We start from the raw sequence: 16582 nt of genomic DNA on the forward strand, positions 1-16582 counted from the left end.
TGTGTGGAACCACCCCTTCCCTTCCCGAACAGGACCGTGAAACGCACATGCGCCGATGATAGTGAGGTCCGCCCTCGTGAAAGTAGGTCATCGTCAGACTAACCCACAAAACAAAGCCCTGCTCTCAAAAGAAAGCAGGGCTTTGGCGCGTCAACGCGTAGTTGAGCCACAGGAGACCCCTATGACCGAGCGCTGTGCCTGGTGTGGCAACGATCCCATGTACGTCGCCTATCATGACACTGAGTGGGGCGTCCCCAGCCACGACGACCGCCACCTGTTCGAGATGCTGGTACTCGAAGGGGCACAGGCGGGGTTGAGCTGGATCACCATCCTGCGCAAGCGGGAGCATTACCGCCACGTGTTTGCCGATTTTGACGCGGAGCGGGTTGCACGTTACACCGACAACGACGTGATGCGATTGCTTGCCGACCCGGGCATTGTGCGTAATCGGCTCAAGGTGGCGTCTGCGATTGCGAATGCGCGCGCGGTGCTCGATGCGCGCGAACGCTTCGGCTCACTCGATGCCCTGGTGTGGCAGTTCGTCGATGGGGTGCCGCGCAATGACGTGCGCCGATCATTGGCCGACGTGCCCGCCGAGACAGCCGCGTCGCGAGCGATGAGCCGCGAGCTCAAGCGCCTAGGCTTCCGCTTTGTGGGGCCGACGGTGTGCTATGCCTTCATGCAGGCGGTGGGGATGGTGAACGACCACGTCGAGGGTTGCTTTCGCCAGCGCGAGATCGCCGCCGGGGGCAGCATCACTTGACCACGCCCCAGGCCTTGAGCCGGCTGTAGGAGTACTGCGCTGCATTGCCTTGCTGACTCTGGCGAAGGTAGGCGAGGTAATGCTGAGCTGCAGCCTGGCGGTTGCCAATGCCCTCTAGCGCGATGCCCTTGAGGAAAGTGGTGCCTGCATCGCCAGGCAGCAGGCGGTCGAAACGGTCAAGGTGCTCGAAGGCGCTGCCTGGATCGCGTTGCTGCAGCGCGAGCACCCCGGAGAGTTTGTGCGCCTGGGCCTCTTGCGGGTAGATCTCGCGGGCGACGCTGGCGTAGGTGCCGGCTCTGCCCGTCTCGCCCTGCGCCTGCAGGCACTGAGCCATGCGCAGGTTGCTGGCGTAGTCGCGCGGGGTCTTGGCGATTGCCGATTCGAACTCGACTTGGGCCATCGTGTATTGCTTGGCTGCCATCGCGGTTTCGCCGTTCTTGCAGGCGTTGATGGTGGGGCGGATGCGGCGCAGGCTGGCGGTGCTGTCCATGAAGCGTTCGCGCCGGGCGTCCTGGCTGTTGCTGACGTGGTACTGGTTGTCGGCGGCGGCCTGTGCGGCCTGCATGCGCTCGTGGCTCATCGGGTGGGTTGAGAACATGGTACGCAGTAGCGAGGGTGCAGCCTTTTCCTCATCAACCAGCAACTGGTGCAGGCGGACCATTCCGGTGGCCGGGTAGCCGGCCTTGACGAGGTAGGCCTGGCCCAGCGCATCGGCTTCGCGTTCGTGTTCGCGCGAGTAGCTGGCGAGCAGGGCGCTGGCGCCGATCTGTCCCCCAATGGCCATCACCCCGCCCCAGTTGGAGTCCTGCGCCGCGACGTTGAGCCCGGCGAGCGCAGCTTGCGCGATCAGGCTCTGGCCCTGGCGTTGGGCGGCATGGCGGGCGTTGACGTGGCCAAGTTCGTGGCCCAGAAGTGCGGCGAGCTGGGCCTCGTCGTCGAGCTCGGCAAGGATGCCACGGGTGATGCCCATGGCGCCGCCGGGGAAAGTGTAGGCGTTGACGTAGTTGGCGTTGAGTACCCGGTAGGAATAGGGCATCAGCGGACGGTGGGTCAACCCTCCCATGCGCTTGCCGAGTTCGGCCACGTAGCGGTTGACCGTTTCGTCCTGGATGGCGCCGAGGTCCTGGGAGAACTGGTGCGGCGCGACCTGGGCGTCGGCCAGTTTTTCCTGGGCCTCACTCATGCCGACCAGGATGGTCTTGCCGGTGACCGGCGATGCTGCGCAACCGGACAGCGCGGCCGTGCCGGCACCAAGCAGCCAGAGCGCCTGGCGTCGGGTGATGCGGTTGCGTTCAAGACTGCGAGCGAGGGCGTCGAAGCGGCTCATGACGTTTCGTCTGTGGAGTGGGGCGGGATTGGGTGGTCTGGCGCAGGTCGGGTCGCCGTCTATAGCCAGCCCGCCTTGCGGAAGCGCCACCACAGGAAGCTTGCGGCGCTGGCGATGACGCCCAGGCCGAAGAGGTAGCCGTACTCCCAAGTCAGTTCGGGCATGTGATTGAAGTTCATGCCCCAGATGCCGGCAAAGGCGGTGGCGACGGCAAAGATGCCCGCCCATGCGGCGAGGCGCTTGCTGATCTCGGTCTGGTCGATGGTAACCATGGAGAGGTTCACCTGGATGGCAGTGCCGATGGTGTCGCGGATGCCGTCGAGCGAGGCGTTGATGCGGGCGAGATGGTCATAGACGTCGCGGAAATAGTGTCGGCTCTTGGCGCAGACCTCGGGGACGCGGCCGCTGTGCAGCTTGCCGGCAGCTTCCATCAACGGCAGAACGGCATGGCGAAGCAGCGTGACCTTGCGCTTCAGGCGGTACAGGCGGCGGATGTTGGAGCGCGCCGCGCCGCGGGTGAAGATGCGTTCTTCCAGCGCCTCGACCTCGGTCTCGAGTTTTTCGATGAGCGGGAAGTAGCCATCCACCACGGCGTCCATGAGCGCGTAGAGCACATAGCCCGGGCCCTTGGCGAGCATCTTCGGCTCGCGCTCGCAGCGTGCGCGTACGCCGAGGAAGTCTCGTTCGTGGTTGTTGCGCACCGACAGGATGTAGTTCGCGCCGACGAAGACGTGCACTTCGCCCACCTGGAGCTTGCCTTCGCGCTCTTCGACGAGGTGCATGACAGCGAAGAGCTCATCCTCGTACTCCTCAACCTTGGGGCGTTGGTGGCGGTGGTTGGCATCCTCGATGGCGAGCTCGTGCAGGTCGAACTCGTTCTTCATCACCGCCAGTTCGTTGGCTGAGGGGTCCTTGAGTGCGACCCAGACGAAGGTGTCGGGTTGCTGCAAGGTGTCGCGGATGGCCTCGACCGGAATATCGGCCAGCTTGCGGCCGTGCTGGTAGGCGGTGCAGTTGATGAGCATCGTGTTGAGGCTGGGCGCAGTTCAGGCTGTGGCGATGCACTCAGCTTGCGAGGCGTCGATCGCCTTGGGGCCGGTGTCGGGAATGAAGTGACCAGGGTGGTTGATATCCTGCAGGATCAGCATTTCCGCCTGGGTCGCGGTGACCGGGCGCGAATACATGAAGCCTTGTACATGGCTCGCGCCAAGCGCGCGCAGTAAGGCCTCCTGCTCGATGCGCTCGACCCCTTCGCAGATGACCTCGAGTTTGAGCTGTTTGGCAAGGCTCAGGATGGTCTCGACAAAACTGCGGTCAGTCGGCCGGGTGTCGATGTGCTCGATGAAGGAGCGGTCGATCTTCAGCGCATCGATCGGCAAGCGGTGCAGATAGGACAGGGACGAATAGCCGGTGCCAAAATCGTCGAGCAAGAGCTTCAAGCGGGAGCGTTTGAGCGCTACGAAAAGCTCGATCGCCCGCTCGGCATCGTCCATCATCGCGCTCTCGGTGATCTCCAGCTTCAGATGGCGCGGGGCGAGACCGCTCTGACGCAGGCTCTGGCGGATGTCCTTGAGCAGGTTTGGATAGGCGATCTGGCGGGCGGCGAGGTTTACGCTGACGGTCAGTGCCGGTCGGCGAGGGTGGGTGTTTTGCCAGCGCTTCAGGTCGGTACAAGCCCGCTCCAGGATCCAGCGTCCGATCGGAACGATGAGGCCGCTTTCCTCGGCCAGCGGGATGAAGCGGGCGGGGGATATGAGGCCGCGTTCGGGGTGATTCCAGCGTGCCAGGGCCTCGAAGCCGACCAGCCGCCGGTCCCTGATCCGCACGAAAGGCTGGTAGTAAACCTCGATCTGGTTGCGTTCCAGGGCCCGCCGCAGATCGAGTTCGAGATCGAGCCGGTTGAATGCTTCCTCGTGCAGTTTGCGATCGAAGATGACATGAGCGCCGCCACCTTGAGTCTTTGCGCGCTTGAGGGCCATGCCCGCATCGCGCAGCATGGCATCGGCTTCGTCGTAGTCCGGTGTCGAGAGCGTCATGCCTGCCGACAGGCTCATAACGACCTCCTGCTCATGGAGCTCGAAGGGCAGGGTGCAATGTGCTTGCAGGCGCTTGATGACACGGATCGGCGAGGTTTCGTCACGGATATCCTCGAGCAGGATGCCGAACTCGTCGCCGCCGAGGCGCGCCACCATGTCGGTCGGTCGCGTCGAGCGGCGCAGCAAGTTGGCAAGCTCGACCAGCAGCAGATCGCCGATGCGGTTGCCGAGGCTGTGGTTGATGACGCTGAAGCGGTCGATGCCACAATGGATGACGGCAAATCGCAGCTCCGGATTGCGCCGTGCGCGCTGAATGGCGTGACCGATGCGGTCGACGAAGAGCCCGCGATTGGGCAGGCCGGTGAGGCCGTCGATCAAGACTTCCGGAAGTCCGCCCGCGTCGGTGCGCAGACGGACACCTGTTTCATGCGCGGAGACATAGTAGAGGTGATGCTCGCGGTCCAGATTGACGTTCCAGGCCAGCCCCACGTAGTGGCCGTCCGCGTGGCGGCATCGGCATGAGAACCTCAGGGTGCTCTTGTCTTCGCCGAGTTGTGCGAGGCGGTCGCGCACGCTGCTGCGATCGTCGTCGTGTATGAATGCGGCAAAGGGGCGCCAGCGCAGTGCTGCTTGGCCGACACCGAGGACATCTTGCCAGGCCTCGCTCATCATCTGGACGTTCCAGTCTTCATCCAGGACCATCAGCAAGGTGCCGGGCAACCTGAAGAAGGCGCTCTCTGTCGGGAAGGCTTGAGGTGGCTTGCGGTAAACCTTGATCATCGGGCGTGCCCAGATTCGTAGTGAGGCTGTAACGGCGGGATGTTAAGCGCTTCCTGTGGTGTCGGGCTAGTTGATGAGAGCGCGTAGAGGCGCAGCGATGACCGACACGCGCCGAGATGGCACTCGCCGCCGAGACGTCCGTGTCGGCCTCGCTATCCAGCCTTCACCGCATCGAGCAGGTCCTTCACGGCCTTCACCCTGTCCTTGAGATTGGGCAGGCTCACGCGGCGCACAAGCTTCTCGGGCCCGGCCATCTTGGTGCTGCGGTCCTTCTGGATCAGGAAGATGACCTTGACCGGGTCGATAGGGGCGTCCTTGGCGAACTGCACGCTGATCTGCGCGTCGGAGGCGTCGAGCTTGTTCACCCCGTAGTCTTTAACAAGCATGCGCAGGCGGTGGGTTTCGACGAGCGCTGCAGTTTGCGGCGGTACCTCGCCGAAACGGTCGATGAGTTCTTCCTGCAGCGCGCGCAGGTCTTCCTCCATCTCGCAGTTGGCCAGCCGCTTGTACAGCGTCAGGCGCTCCTGCACGTCGGGGCAGTAGTCAGTGGGCAGCAATGCGGGGGTGTGCAGGTTGATCTCGGACACGACCTCGAGCGGCTGCGACAGGTCGGGCTCCTTGCCGGCCTGGAGGTCCTTGACTGCGCGCTTGAGCATCTCGGTGTACAGGCTGAAGCCAACCTGCTGGATCTCGCCCGACTGATTCTCGCCCAGCACCTCGCCGGCGCCGCGGATCTCCAGGTCGTGCATGGCCAGGTAGAAGCCGGAGCCGAGATCCTCCATCATCGCAATCGCTTCGAGCCGCTTCTGTGCCTGCGCGGTGGGCTTTGCGCCGGGCATGGTCAGCAGGTAGGCGTAGGCCTGGTGGTGGCTGCGGCCGACACGGCCGCGCAACTGGTGCAGCTGCGCCAGTCCGAAGCGGTCGGCACGGTTGATGATGATGGTGTTGGCGGTGGGGATGTTGATACCGGTCTCGATGATGGTGGTGCACAGCAGCAGGTTGGCGCGCTGCTGGGTGAAGTCGCGCATCACGCGCTCGAGCTCGCGCTCGGGCAACTGGCCATGGCCGACGACGATGCGGGCCTCGGGCAGCAGCTCTTCGAGGTCGTTGCGCATGTTGTCGATGGTGTCGACCTCGTTGTGGAGGAAGTACACCTGGCCACCGCGCTTGAACTCTCGCAGCACCGCCTCGCGGATCACGCCGCGGCTGAAAGGCTGGACGAAGGTCTTGATCGCCAGGCGCTTCTGCGGTGCGGTGGCGATCACCGAGAACTCGCGCAGGCCTTCCATCGCCAGGCCGAGCGTTCGCGGGATCGGCGTGGCGGTCAGCGTCAGAATGTCGACTTCGGAGCGTAGCTGCTTGAGCGACTCCTTCTGGCGCACACCGAAGCGGTGCTCCTCGTCGATGATCACCAGCCCCAGGCGTTTGAACACCACATCCTTCTGCAGCAGGCGATGCGTGCCGATGATGATGTCGACCTTGCCCTCCGACAGTTGCTGCAGGGCATCGGCCTGCTCCTTGGCTGACTTGAAGCGCGACAGCTCGGCGATCCTGATCGGCCAGTCGGCGAAGCGGTCGGCGAAGGTCTGGTAATGCTGCTCGGCGAGCAGGGTGGTCGGACACAGCACCACCACCTGCTTGCCATCGGCCACGGCGATGAAGGCGGCACGCAGCGCGACCTCGGTTTTGCCAAAGCCGACGTCGCCGCACACCAGGCGGTCCATCGGCCGGCCGGACTTCATGTCGCCGACCACAGCGTCGATCGCGGCCTGCTGGTCGGGCGTGGTCTCGAAGCCGAAGCCTTCGGCAAAGGCTTCCAGGTCGTGCTGCTTAAAGTCGAAGCGGTGGCCGGGACGTGCGGCGCGCTGGGCGTAGAGGGCCAGCAGCTCGGCCGCAGTATCGCGCACCTGCATCGCCGCCTTCTTCTTGGCCTTCTCCCACTGGCCCGAGCCGAGGCGGTGAAGGTCGACTGCCTCGGGGTCGGCACCCGCGTAACGGGTGATGACATGCAGCTGCGACACCGGCACGTAGAGCTTGTCGCCACCGTTGTACTCCAGGTGCAGAAACTCGGTGTCGCCCTCACCCAGGTTCATGTGGATGAGCCCAAGGTAGCGGCCGATGCCGTGGGACACATGCACCACCGGGTCGCCGATCTTGAGTTCGGACAGGTCGCGCAGCCAACCTTCCATGGTTGCGGCCTTGCGCGCATCACGACGGACTCGGCTGCGCGCGGTGGCGGCATAGAGTTCGGTCTCGGTGAGCACCGCCAGCTTCGCCGCGGGCAGCACGAAGCCGCGCGCGAGCGGCGCAACGCCCAGCGCGAGGCGGGCATCGGTATCGAGGAAGGCGCCAAAGTCAGCGCTGGCCTCCGGCTTGACGCCGTACTCGGCGAAAAATTCGGCCATGGTCTCGCGTCGGCCAGGCGAGTCCGACAGCAGCAGCACGCGGCCGTCGAAGCTGTCGAGGAAGGCCTTGAGCTTGTGCAACGGGTCGGTGGCCTTGCGCTCGACAGCGACCTCGGGCGGCGGCAGGGCCAGTGCGCCGGCGGTGTCGGCGCAGGCTTCGACACCAATCAAGAGCTTCGGAAGGTTCTTCAGTGCGATGAAGAAGGCTTCGTCGCTCAGGAAAAGTTGGTCGGGTGCTAGCACCGGACGAGTGCGGTCGCCCTTCAGAAGGTCGTAGCGCGAGCGCGTGTCCTTCCAGAACTCCGCGATCGCCGCCGGCACGTCGCGGTGCAGCAGCACCGGTGTGTCGGCAGGCAGGTAGTCGAGCAGGGTCGCGGTGTCGTCGAAAAACAGCGGCAGGTAGTACTCGATACCGGCAGGCGCAATGCCGTTGGAGACGTCCTTGTAGATCGACGCGCGCGTCGGGTCGCCCTCGAAGGTCTCGCGGAAGCGGCTGCGAAAGCGCGTGCGGCCCTTGTCGTCGAGAGGAAACTCGCGCGCCGGCAGCAAGCGGATCTCCTTGGTCGGATACACCGTGCGCTGGGTGTCCGGGTCGAAGGTCTTGATGCTCTCGACCTCGTCGTCGAAGAGGTCGATGCGAAAGGGCAGCGGCGAGCCCATCGGGAACAGGTCGACCAGCCCGCCACGCACCGAGAACTCGCCCGGGCTCACAACCTGAGTGACATGCGCATAGCCGGCGAGCGCCATCTGTGCCTTGAACTGCTCGACATCGAGCCTCTCGCCCTGCTTGAGGAAGAAGGTGTAGGCGGCCAGGTAGGCAGGTGGCGCCATGCGATACAGCACGGTCGAGGCTGGCACCAGCACGAGGTCGGTCTCTCCGCGGCTGATCGCGTACAGCGTCGAAAGGCGCTCGGAGATGAGATCCTGGTGCGGCGAGAAGTTGTCGTAGGGCAGGGTTTCCCAGTCGGGCAGCAGGTGCGCGCGCAGGCCAGGGGCGACCCAGGCGATCTCGTCCTGAAGGCGCTGGGCGTCGAGCGGGTTGGCGGTGATCACCACCAGCATGCGGCCGCGGCCGGCGAGCTGGGCGATGGCAAGCGCGTCGGCCGAGCCGGCCAGTGCACCGGTCTCCAGCCGCGTGCCGGGCTTGGGAAGCACGAGCGTGGAAAGCGGGCGGAGCAGAGCGTCGAGGGATGTGGGCATGATGTTGTTGTTCGGTTGCTGCTTGAGGCGATTGGGGCGAGGCGGGGCCAGAAAACGCCAGCCATTGGCGCAGGCCGGCATTATCCCCGCAAAAATGCCTGTTGTTGTATTCAGGCCATCAGATCCAGTCCGGGCGGTCGTGCGGCCAGCGCCGACCCTGCCACGGTCTCGTAGGCCGAACGCGCCTGGCGCACGAGATAGGCGGACGGCGAGTCGGCCGCTGTTGCGGCTGCGGCGGCAGGCCTGCCGCCATCGACACCGTCGCCAGCCTCTTCAGGGGGGCTTGCTTCGCGCTCGAAGACCTGGCGGGCAAGCTCCATACGCGCCTCCATGGCCATGCGGGTGGCCTGTGCCGCGACCTGTCGATCTTGTGGCGAGGGGTCGGCCGGGGCGAGTGCGGCGGCACGGATCTGCTCGGCCTTGGCAAGCGTTTCCTCGGGTGTCCGTCCGGGCGAGGTATCGATGCTGACCTCGCCGCCGACTGCATAACGCTGTCCGTCGGGGCCCGTCTGGTAGGTGTAGCTTGCGCCTCGTGTGACCAGGCCGGCGCCTGCGGCGACGTGGGCCATCTCGTGTGCCCTGACCTCGCGGTCGCGCTGCTGGAGTTGCTGGAGTAGGCGCTGTTCCTGATCGGTAAGCGCAGATTCATCACGTGCGTAAGCGCCGCGACCGCCCTCGAGCGCGGTCTGCGGGTCGTCTGGCGTCACCTCGGCTGCGGTCGAGCCCGCGGCTTGGCTTCGATCCTGGCGGGTGGTGGTGGGCGCCGGGTAAATGGCCTGAGTGGATGCCCAGGCGGCAACGCCGGCAGCGGGAATGGCCATGCTGCAGGAATGCCTTGATTGAAAACGCCTTCTATTCTAGTGCAGCACTTTCCGTGGTGCCCAGATGTTGCGCCAGCCAGGCGCAGGCCGCCCGTGCCTGCAGACGTTCGTCTTCGCGCTCGTCGGCACCATCCGGTAGAGCCAGCCAGTGGCGGGGGCCTTTGAGCAAGGCATAGGCTTTCTCGAGGATGGCGCTGTCCGGACTACGTGGGGTGACGATGAAGCGTACCGGGCAGCGCAGTGCGCGCAGAGGCTCGGCGCCAGCGAGATCGGGGCGGCCGTTGAGGAAGACCAGGGCGGTGAAGCGTTCTGGGTCGCGTACCACGGCACGCACGGCGGCGGCGCAGCCGGTGTCCTGTGCGACCAGGCCGAGCCTGAGTGCCCCGATCGGCGGCTGATGGGCGATCCATTCCACTGCGCTCTGGATGCGCTCGCTCAGGCGGGGAATGTTGTAGGCGGCGTCCGGGTCGCGGTGGACTTCCTGGCGTGTGAGCAGGTCAAGCGTGACGGTGGCGAAGCCATGGCGATGCAGCTCGCCTTCGAGAGCGGACTCCGGCCCGTCGAGCGCAGGGTGTCCGGTGGAGTGCAGACGCAGCACCAGCCCGCGCACGTTGGGTGCGTGACAGAGCAGTCCTTCGAGCCAGGCGCCCTGTGCGGGAATACTGATGAGTGTCTTGCGTAGCTTCACGTCGGTGCCATTGTGCAGGGTTCGGGCTGTGCTCGCGGTGGCGGGCTCGGCTAGGTGCTAGCGCGAGCACTGGCTCGGTGTTCAGGTCCGTTGAGTTCGATGCAGCGCCACTGGGATGCGACGTGCGCCGAAGGGCTTGCCGATGGCCGCTCCCACCGCGCCATATCGGCCGGCAAGCGCAGTGCCACAGCGGGGGCAGCATCCCGCGGTATCGAGCCGATAACTGCGGATCTCGTACCAGTCGCGCACGATCAGAGCTTCACCGCAGCCGGCACAGTAGCTGGTGTCGCCGTCGCTGTCATGGACGTTGCCGGTATAGACATGCTGCAGGCCGGTATCGCGTGCGATCCGGCGTGCCCGGCGCAGGGTGTCGAGTGGTGTTGCGGGCACGTCGGCCATCTTGAAGTCCGGGTGGAACGCGCTGAAGTGCAGCGGTACGTCAGCGCCCAGGGTGCTGCACACCCAGTGCGACAGCTTACGAATCTCGTCGTCGGTGTCGTTGCAACCGGTGATGAGCAGCGTGGTCAGCTCAAGCCATACCGTGGTCTCGCGCTTGAGCCAGGTGAGGGTGTCGAGAACCGGCTGAAGATGAGCACCACAGAGCTTGACGTAAAAGTCGTCGCTGAAGCCCTTGAGGTCGACATTGGCGGCATCCATGTGCGAGAAGAAGTCCTGCCGGGCACACTCGGAGATGTAGCCTGCCGTGACCGCGACCGTCTTCAGCCCGCGCGCGTGGCAGGCTTCGGCGACGTCGATGGCATACTCGGCGAATATGACCGGGTCGTTGTAGGTGAATGCAACGCTGTGGCAACCCCAGCGCTGTGCGGTGGCGGCGATCTCGTCCGCCGAGGCAGCGTCCATCAGGGTGTCGAGGTCGCGCGACTTGCTGATGTCCCAGTTCTGACAGAACTTGCAAGCAAGGTTGCAGCCCGCGGTGCCAAAGGACAGCACGCTGCTGCCTGGGAAGAAATGGTTGAGCGGCTTCTTCTCGATCGGGTCGATGCAAAAGCCTGAACTTCTGCCGTATGTGGTGAGCAACATCTCGTCGCCCGCACGCATGCGCACGAAACAGGCGCCTCGCTGATCGGGGTGCAGCTTGCATAGGCGCGGGCAGAGGTCGCACTGGTAGCGGCCGTCGTCGAGACGGTGCCAGTAGCGCGCCGGGTAGCGCGCACCGATGCTTGCACCCGCATTCGCGTTCATGTGTGCGCTCCCGTAGCTTCGCTCCACTTCTGCACGCGGTAGCGCGCAGCCATCAGGCCCGGCACTGCCCGGTCGGTAGGCAGGCCGGCCTTGCGCTTGAGTGCGGCAAGGAAGGCCTCAGGGGTGGGCAGCTGCGTCCAGACCTGGGGCAGGAAGGTGGCCGACCTGCAGCCGGAGAACAGGATCAGCCCGTCCTCGTGCGGACACAACTGCGCGAGCAGCGCGGTTTCATCGGCGAAGTCGATGAACTCGGGTTCGCTCAGCACCGACACTTCAATGCATACGGTGTCGAGTTCGTCACCAGTAAGCGGCTGAAAGCGCGGGTCCTGCGTTGCGGCTGCGATGGCGTTGGCGATGACGTCCTCGCCGAGCGGACGGGAGCGCCTGAGGCTGCCGATGCAGCCTCGCAGGTCGCCATTCTCGGTGAGCGTCACGAAGCTGGCGCCGCGTTCGTGCAGGCGTTCGTCTTCGGGCAGGGAGGGGCGCGGGCCGCAACCGAGATTGTGGGCGATCGCCGTGCGGGCGAGGCGGAGGAGAATGGGACCGAGCTCAGTGTCGTGCATGGCTTGGGGGGTCCGCTTCGCAGAAGGCAACGCTGGCGTAGCCCACGACGCTGGCACGATCGCCGGCCGTGTCACCGGAGTTGCGCAGGTCGAGCAGGCGGGCATGAAGATGATGGTTCTGTGCCGCGAGCAGCAGGCCGTTGATGGGTGTGGCGCCGCAGGCCTGCTCGTGGTTGAGGCCGGGACGCAGCGCCAGGATCTCCTCGACCGCGGCACGGTCGGACCATTGAGCCGCGTGGTAGCTCAGGTAGTGAGACAGGTCGGAGCTGACCAGGAGCAGCGTCTCCGGCCCACCCCATAGATCCTCGAGCAGATTCGCCACGGCTTGCGGGCGCGCATCGCCGACCAGGATAGGCACGATCTCGAAGCGTTCGAGCAGACTTTGCAGGAAAGGCAGCTGCACTTCCAGGCAATGCTCCAGCGCATGGGGGCGGTCATCGACGACGATGTCGTCGCGCGCCTGCAGGCGCAACCAGTCGGCCCGCGCAAGAGGGACCTCGCCGAGCGGGGTGGCGAACGCCTGCGCTGCGGGCAGCGCAAAGCCGCGCACCGCAACTCGGTGGGTAGGGCCGAGCATGACGACGCGGCGGATACGGTCGCGCATCGGGGTGAGCTGGGCGTAAGCGGTCGCGGCAATCGGGCCGGAGTAGATGTAGCCGGCGTGCGGCACGATGATGGCCTTGGGCCAGCGCGCGTGCTCCATTGCTACGGCGGTGGACATCAGCTCGGCGAGCTGCGTCCGCAGCACGCGTTCATCGCGTGGGTAAAACTGCCCGGCCACCGCGGCCGGGCGGATCGAAGCGAGTGCCATGGACGTGAGCCCCGGGGATGCCTGCGGCACAGGCGAACAATTAAATTATAGGCCTTCGCCACAGCCGCTGCAGGGCGCAGCTAGAATGCGCGCCATGCAGAAATCCCGCTCCCGCCATTATGCGATCGTGCCTGCGGCCGGCACGGGTTCGCGCATGGGCGCCGCCCAGCCCAAGCAGTACCTGCCTCTGCTCGGGCGGCCACTCATCCACCACGCCTTGTCCGTACTGTGCGCTGCACCCGAGATCGACGCCGTGTTCGTCGTGCTGTCGGTCGATGACCGCGAATGGGCGCGCCACGATTGGTCCGGCCTCGGCCCCAAGCTCAAGCCGCTGTTCTGTGGCGGTGCGACACGCGCCGACAGCGTGCTGGGCGGCCTGCGCGCGATCGCGCATGAAGCGGAGCAAAGCGACTGGGTGCTGGTGCATGATGCGGCGCGCCCGTGCCTTGCACCTTGGCATGTTGACAAGCTGACTCGCGAGCTTGCGCACGACGAGGTCGGTGGTCTGCTTGCCGTACCGGTGGCCGACACGCTAAAGCGCGCTGATCACCATCGCCATGTCGTCGAGACCGTGGCGCGCGATAGCCTGTGGCAGGCACAGACGCCGCAGATGTTCCGTTACGTGATGCTCAGGCGGGCGCTGGAGGGGGCGCGTAACGTCACCGACGAGGCGAGCGCGATCGAGGCCGCGGGCCTGCGCCCCCGGTTGGTGCAGGGCGATGCGACCAACCTCAAGGTGACCTATCCGCTCGATCTTCATCTGGCCGAGTGGATTCTTCAGAACAGGGAGGGTGTGCAGCAATGAGTTTTCCGTTCCGTATCGGCCAGGGCTTCGATGTCCATGCCCTCGTTCCTGGGCGCGCATTGATCGTCGGTGGAGTGGATATCCCCTTTGATCGTGGCCTGCTCGGGCACTCGGATGCCGACGTGTTGCTGCATGCGCTGACTGATGCGCTGCTCGGCGCGGCAGGCCTCGGCGACATCGGTCGCCTGTTCCCGGACACGGACCCGGCCCACGCCGGGGCTGACAGCCGGGTGCTTCTGCGCGAAGCCTTTGCGCGTGTTCGCAGCGCAGGTTGGGAGGTCGTGAATGTGGATGCCACCTTGATCTGCAAGGCGCCGCGAATCCTGCCCCATGCGCCAGAGATGGTTGCGAATATTGCCGCAGACCTCGAGATCGACCCAGCGGCAATCAACATCAAGGGCAAAACGACCGAGAAACTGGGCTTTACCGGTCGCGGCGAAGGTATTGCGGCCCAGGTCGTAGCCATGCTGGCGCGCGCCCAGCCCTGACTGCGATGTGCGGGGGCAAAGCGCCGCCGGACGATCACGAACACTTGCGCGTGTTCTTCGCGTTATGGCCCGACGCTGCGACGGCTAACCGTCTTCATGCGCTGGCGCGCGCCTTGCAGCTGCCCTGCGGTGGGCGTGTGATGCGTCGTGACACGCTCCACCTCACGCTCGCCTTTCTGGGGGAGGTCCCGACTGTTGCGCTTGAGTCTCTGCTGCGGCTCGGACGGCAGATCAGGGGTGAAGCCTTCGCCCTGACTGTGGATGTGGTCGGAAGCTGGCATGGCAACCGCGTCGTGTGGGCTGCGCCATCGACCCCACCGGGTGCCTTGCAGGCGCTGGCGGCGCAGCTTTGCACCGGTGTCCGTAATGCCGGCCTGGCGCTCGATGAGCGGGCCTTCAATCCTCATGTGACCTTGCTTCGCAAGGCACATGACGCGCCACCATCAGGCCCTGTGGCGCCCGTGCACTGGCAGGTGGCGAGTTTCGCGCTGGTGGCTTCCGAGCGCACGGCACAGGGCGCTTCGTATCGGACTCTGGCGCGCTGGCGGTTGCACCAATGAGAACGGGACGCTGAGCGTCCCGTTCTCATTGAAGGTGGCATATCAGCCATTCTAGTGTCCCATTAGGGAGACACATCTTTCGCTTGGGTTCCTGCTTTCGATACGGAAACTACGATTTTCTCACCAGGATCAAATGCGTCCTCCTTTGTCTGCAGGCCGTCGGCCCTCGACGAGTGACAGATCGGGTACGGCGAAAGCGCGAAAACACCCTCCTTCAGAGAAAAATCGCGGAACCAAGACGTTCGCTGAGTTCGTTCTGCGTGGTCTTGGTGTAGTCCTTTTCAAAACGGTCGGTGACCATTTGCGCCGTGGGTGCATCGATGACGCTGTTGAGCATGCCCATGAAGGCCGGCGGAGCGACCAGGATCGCCCTCTTGAAGGCGTTCTTGGCCCTTCCCTGGTACAACTCCTGAGCGATCTCCTGTGCAAAGACCTTGGCTTCGTGCTGCTTGGGCAGCGTCTGGGGTTGCATCGAACCGCCTCCCGAACCGTTCGCGGCCATGGCGCCCGAGCGGTCGGTGACGAGTTCGGCATTCTTCTGACGGCTTTCCGGGTGGATCAGTTCCTTCACCAGTGTCAGGCCCTTGTTGGGCCCCAGGTTGGCATAGAGTTTGGCGAGACTGGCGTTGGCAACAAGAATCCAGGTTATGGCCATGAGACACCCTCCGTTGCTACGAAAAAGGGCGTTGCCTCGAGCACCGGGCCGGGCCCGAAGGGCATACGCGCTTTCAGCTTAGGACACGAAATCGGGGTCTGCCAAATGGAGTTGTTACCGTTTGATGAATGCGGCTTTCACTTTGCGAAAACGTCACCCTTGCCCGCTGGAATGGCGAACGTCATATCCGTGGCGGTGCGCCGTCGGGCCGCCGTTTCAGAACACGCCCATCGACAGGCCTGCGGCCATGGCTTCGCCGAGTTCCTCGGCGTCGGTCAGTGCCTGTGGCGTGATCGACTTGCGCACGATCAGCGCTTCGGCGACCTGCTTCCAGCCGTAGCCGTTGGCGATGCGCCCTATTTCACGCACCGCGCCGGTGCCATCGTTGCCTGCGCTGACGAAGACGGCGTAGGGCAGACCGGTGAGCTTGCCTTCGCACGGGTAGTAGGTGCGGTCGAAGAAATCCTTGAGCGCGCCGGACATGTAGCCGAAGTTCTCCGGGGTACCAAGCAACAGACCGTCGCAGCGGAGCAGATCTTCGGTGCCGGCGTCGAAGGCCCGCATCAGCACGGTATCGACCTCGGCGACCTGGCCTGCCCCGCGCAGCACGGCTTGCGCAAGCTGGCCGGTATTGCCGCTCTGGGTGTGATAGACGATCAGCAGGTGCTTGTGTTCAGTCATGCTGGCTTTGTCCGGCCGCGCGCTCGCCGGCCGCAGGGTCGAGCTGGTACAGCTGCCTGAGCTGCTCATAGACCGCTGGGAAGCGCGCCTGCAACACACAAGGGGTTTCGAAGAAAGCCTCGGAAACCACGGCGAAGAACTCCCCCGGGCTGTCGGCACCATAGGGGTCGACGGCGCAAGGGCGACCAAGATCGACGTCTGCGCAGAAGTCTTCATAGGCCTTCGAGAAGGCGTCCGCCCAGACTGCGCGCGACATGCCGGGCCGCAGCTGGGGCAGGCCGTCAACGCCGCCGTTCTCCATGTCCAGCTTGTGGGCGAACTCGTGGATCACCACATTGATGCCGGCAGGCTGTTCGCCATGCTCGAACCAGGCGATCAGCACCGGCCCTCCTTCCCAGGCCTCGCCCAGGACCTCGTCGTCGTACTCGTGCAGGACGCCGGCATCGTCAAACTCACTGCGTGGGATGAGAATGTCGCCTGGATAAATGACGACACCCACCCAGTTGGCGTAGGCCTGGAGCCCGGTGTTGAGGATCGGCAGGCAGGCCTGCAGTGCGATCGCGAGCAAGGTATCGTCGTCCAGTTGCAGGCCATGGGCGCCGTGGAACTCCTTCGTCGCCAGAAAGTCGAGCGCGAGCGAGCGCAGGCGCTCGCGCTCTGCAGCGGGCAGGAAGCCGAGGAAGGGAAGGCGGGCCTCGACACTCGCCCACTGTGCGGGCTGGATGGCACGCTGTTTGTGTCGGAGTCCGAACAGGCTGCGGATGCGGTCGAGCATCGAAGTGTGTCTGCCGAGTGG

16 protein-coding genes and 1 rRNA gene are annotated in these 16582 nt (G+C 64.9%); 5 read left to right on the forward strand and 12 right to left on the reverse strand.

All coding sequences use genetic code 11. The features are described 5' to 3' along the window. A 5S ribosomal RNA gene (rrf, locus tag P7F68_RS19975) occupies nucleotides 1-99 on the forward strand; the annotation flags it as partial. An 82-nt stretch (nucleotides 100-181) separates the two neighbouring features. Next, nucleotides 182-763: a DNA-3-methyladenine glycosylase I gene (locus tag P7F68_RS11145; RefSeq protein ID WP_002937529.1), complete on the forward strand. Its 582-nt coding sequence runs from the start codon at nucleotides 182-184 to the stop codon at nucleotides 761-763. Here P7F68_RS11145 and P7F68_RS11150 read toward each other — a convergent pair. The 9 genes from P7F68_RS11150 to amrB all read right to left on the reverse strand — a co-directional run bounded on the left by P7F68_RS11150 (nucleotide 756) and on the right by amrB (nucleotide 12597). Beyond that, nucleotides 756-2090 (reverse strand): M48 family metalloprotease, encoded by a 1335-nt coding sequence (locus P7F68_RS11150; protein WP_277833150.1) that lies wholly within the window; start codon nucleotides 2088-2090, stop codon nucleotides 756-758. The genes P7F68_RS11145 and P7F68_RS11150 overlap by 8 nt on opposite strands. 59 nt (nucleotides 2091-2149) lie before the next feature. Then, on the reverse strand, nucleotides 2150-3115 hold the full coding sequence (gene corA / locus P7F68_RS11155) for a magnesium/cobalt transporter CorA (protein WP_277833152.1): 966 nt from the start codon (nucleotides 3113-3115) through the stop codon (nucleotides 2150-2152). A 21-nt stretch (nucleotides 3116-3136) separates the two neighbouring features. After that, a complete protein-coding gene (locus P7F68_RS11160; RefSeq protein WP_277833154.1) occupies nucleotides 3137-4906 on the reverse strand; it encodes a putative bifunctional diguanylate cyclase/phosphodiesterase in 1770 nt (589 codons plus the stop codon). Between the two features lie 152 nt (nucleotides 4907-5058). Then, complete coding sequence (mfd, locus tag P7F68_RS11165) at nucleotides 5059-8511, reverse strand: transcription-repair coupling factor (RefSeq protein WP_277833156.1); 3453 nt, start codon at nucleotides 8509-8511, stop codon at nucleotides 5059-5061. A 110-nt stretch (nucleotides 8512-8621) separates the two neighbouring features. After that, on the reverse strand, nucleotides 8622-9332 hold the full coding sequence (locus tag P7F68_RS11170; protein WP_277833158.1) for a putative metalloprotease CJM1_0395 family protein: 711 nt from the start codon (nucleotides 9330-9332) through the stop codon (nucleotides 8622-8624). Between the two features lie 31 nt (nucleotides 9333-9363). Beyond that, entirely contained in the window at nucleotides 9364-10020 is a 657-nt protein-coding gene (locus P7F68_RS11175) for a dienelactone hydrolase family protein (protein WP_002937515.1), read from the reverse strand. Between the two features lie 81 nt (nucleotides 10021-10101). Continuing rightward, entirely contained in the window at nucleotides 10102-11223 is a 1122-nt protein-coding gene (amrS, locus tag P7F68_RS11180; RefSeq protein ID WP_277833161.1) for an AmmeMemoRadiSam system radical SAM enzyme, read from the reverse strand. After that, on the reverse strand, nucleotides 11220-11786 hold the full coding sequence (gene amrA, locus P7F68_RS11185) for an AmmeMemoRadiSam system protein A (protein ID WP_277833163.1): 567 nt from the start codon (nucleotides 11784-11786) through the stop codon (nucleotides 11220-11222). Before amrA ends, amrS begins: the two co-directional genes overlap by 4 nt. Then, the gene (amrB, locus tag P7F68_RS11190) at nucleotides 11773-12597 is read right to left on the reverse strand and encodes an AmmeMemoRadiSam system protein B (RefSeq protein WP_277833165.1); all 825 of its coding nucleotides are present in this window, start codon (nucleotides 12595-12597) and stop codon (nucleotides 11773-11775) included. The genes amrA and amrB overlap by 14 nt, the downstream gene beginning before the upstream one ends. Nucleotides 12598-12682: 85 nt before the next feature. Here amrB and ispD point away from each other — a divergent pair, with 85 nt between their 5' ends. Genes ispD through thpR form a run of 3 tightly spaced genes read left to right on the forward strand, consistent with a single transcriptional unit; the run spans nucleotide 12683 to nucleotide 14450 of the window. Further along, nucleotides 12683-13402 (forward strand): 2-C-methyl-D-erythritol 4-phosphate cytidylyltransferase, encoded by a 720-nt coding sequence (gene ispD / locus P7F68_RS11195; RefSeq protein WP_277833167.1) that lies wholly within the window; start codon nucleotides 12683-12685, stop codon nucleotides 13400-13402. Further along, on the forward strand, nucleotides 13399-13890 hold the full coding sequence (gene ispF / locus P7F68_RS11200; RefSeq protein ID WP_277833168.1) for a 2-C-methyl-D-erythritol 2,4-cyclodiphosphate synthase: 492 nt from the start codon (nucleotides 13399-13401) through the stop codon (nucleotides 13888-13890). Before ispD ends, ispF begins: the two co-directional genes overlap by 4 nt. 50 nt (nucleotides 13891-13940) lie before the next feature. Next, the gene (gene thpR, locus P7F68_RS11205) at nucleotides 13941-14450 is read left to right on the forward strand and encodes an RNA 2',3'-cyclic phosphodiesterase (RefSeq protein ID WP_277833398.1); all 510 of its coding nucleotides are present in this window, start codon (nucleotides 13941-13943) and stop codon (nucleotides 14448-14450) included. Nucleotides 14451-14664: 214 nt separating this feature from the next. On the opposite strand, the gene P7F68_RS11210 is transcribed toward thpR, so the two are convergent. The 3 genes from P7F68_RS11210 to P7F68_RS11220 all read right to left on the reverse strand — a co-directional run bounded on the left by P7F68_RS11210 (nucleotide 14665) and on the right by P7F68_RS11220 (nucleotide 16561). After that, nucleotides 14665-15105, reverse strand: a complete 441-nt coding sequence (locus P7F68_RS11210; RefSeq protein WP_002928963.1) for a host attachment protein — start codon at nucleotides 15103-15105, stop codon at nucleotides 14665-14667. A 216-nt stretch (nucleotides 15106-15321) separates the two neighbouring features. Beyond that, the gene (locus tag P7F68_RS11215; RefSeq protein WP_277833171.1) at nucleotides 15322-15786 is read right to left on the reverse strand and encodes a flavodoxin family protein; all 465 of its coding nucleotides are present in this window, start codon (nucleotides 15784-15786) and stop codon (nucleotides 15322-15324) included. Next, nucleotides 15779-16561: a M90 family metallopeptidase gene (locus tag P7F68_RS11220; RefSeq protein ID WP_277833173.1), complete on the reverse strand. Its 783-nt coding sequence runs from the start codon at nucleotides 16559-16561 to the stop codon at nucleotides 15779-15781. The genes P7F68_RS11215 and P7F68_RS11220 overlap by 8 nt, the downstream gene beginning before the upstream one ends. Nucleotides 16562-16582: the final 21 nt, after the last annotated feature.

This window comes from Thauera mechernichensis (genome assembly GCF_029588855.1).
GTDB lineage: Bacteria > Pseudomonadota > Gammaproteobacteria > Burkholderiales > Rhodocyclaceae > Thauera > Thauera mechernichensis.

Bases quoted from the DNA above. Each gene is read 5' to 3' on its own strand.
- P7F68_RS11145 (WP_002937529.1), top strand. From the start codon at position 182: ATGACCGAGCGCTGTGCCTGGTGTGGCAACGATCCCATGTACGTCGCC.
- P7F68_RS11150 (WP_277833150.1), bottom strand. From the start codon at position 2,090: ATGAGCCGCTTCGACGCCCTCGCTCGCAGTCTTGAACGCAACCGCATC.
- corA (WP_277833152.1), bottom strand. From the start codon at position 3,115: ATGCTCATCAACTGCACCGCCTACCAGCACGGCCGCAAGCTGGCCGAT.
- P7F68_RS11160 (WP_277833154.1), bottom strand. From the start codon at position 4,906: ATGATCAAGGTTTACCGCAAGCCACCTCAAGCCTTCCCGACAGAGAGC.
- mfd (WP_277833156.1), bottom strand. From the start codon at position 8,511: ATGCCCACATCCCTCGACGCTCTGCTCCGCCCGCTTTCCACGCTCGTG.
- P7F68_RS11170 (WP_277833158.1), bottom strand. From the start codon at position 9,332: ATGGCCATTCCCGCTGCCGGCGTTGCCGCCTGGGCATCCACTCAGGCC.
- amrS (WP_277833161.1), bottom strand. From the start codon at position 11,223: ATGAACGCGAATGCGGGTGCAAGCATCGGTGCGCGCTACCCGGCGCGC.
- amrA (WP_277833163.1), bottom strand. From the start codon at position 11,786: ATGCACGACACTGAGCTCGGTCCCATTCTCCTCCGCCTCGCCCGCACG.
- amrB (WP_277833165.1), bottom strand. From the start codon at position 12,597: ATGGCACTCGCTTCGATCCGCCCGGCCGCGGTGGCCGGGCAGTTTTAC.
- ispD (WP_277833167.1), top strand. From the start codon at position 12,683: ATGCGCGCCATGCAGAAATCCCGCTCCCGCCATTATGCGATCGTGCCT.
- ispF (WP_277833168.1), top strand. From the start codon at position 13,399: ATGAGTTTTCCGTTCCGTATCGGCCAGGGCTTCGATGTCCATGCCCTC.
- P7F68_RS11210 (WP_002928963.1), bottom strand. From the start codon at position 15,105: ATGGCCATAACCTGGATTCTTGTTGCCAACGCCAGTCTCGCCAAACTC.
- P7F68_RS11215 (WP_277833171.1), bottom strand. From the start codon at position 15,786: ATGACTGAACACAAGCACCTGCTGATCGTCTATCACACCCAGAGCGGC.
- P7F68_RS11220 (WP_277833173.1), bottom strand. From the start codon at position 16,561: ATGCTCGACCGCATCCGCAGCCTGTTCGGACTCCGACACAAACAGCGT.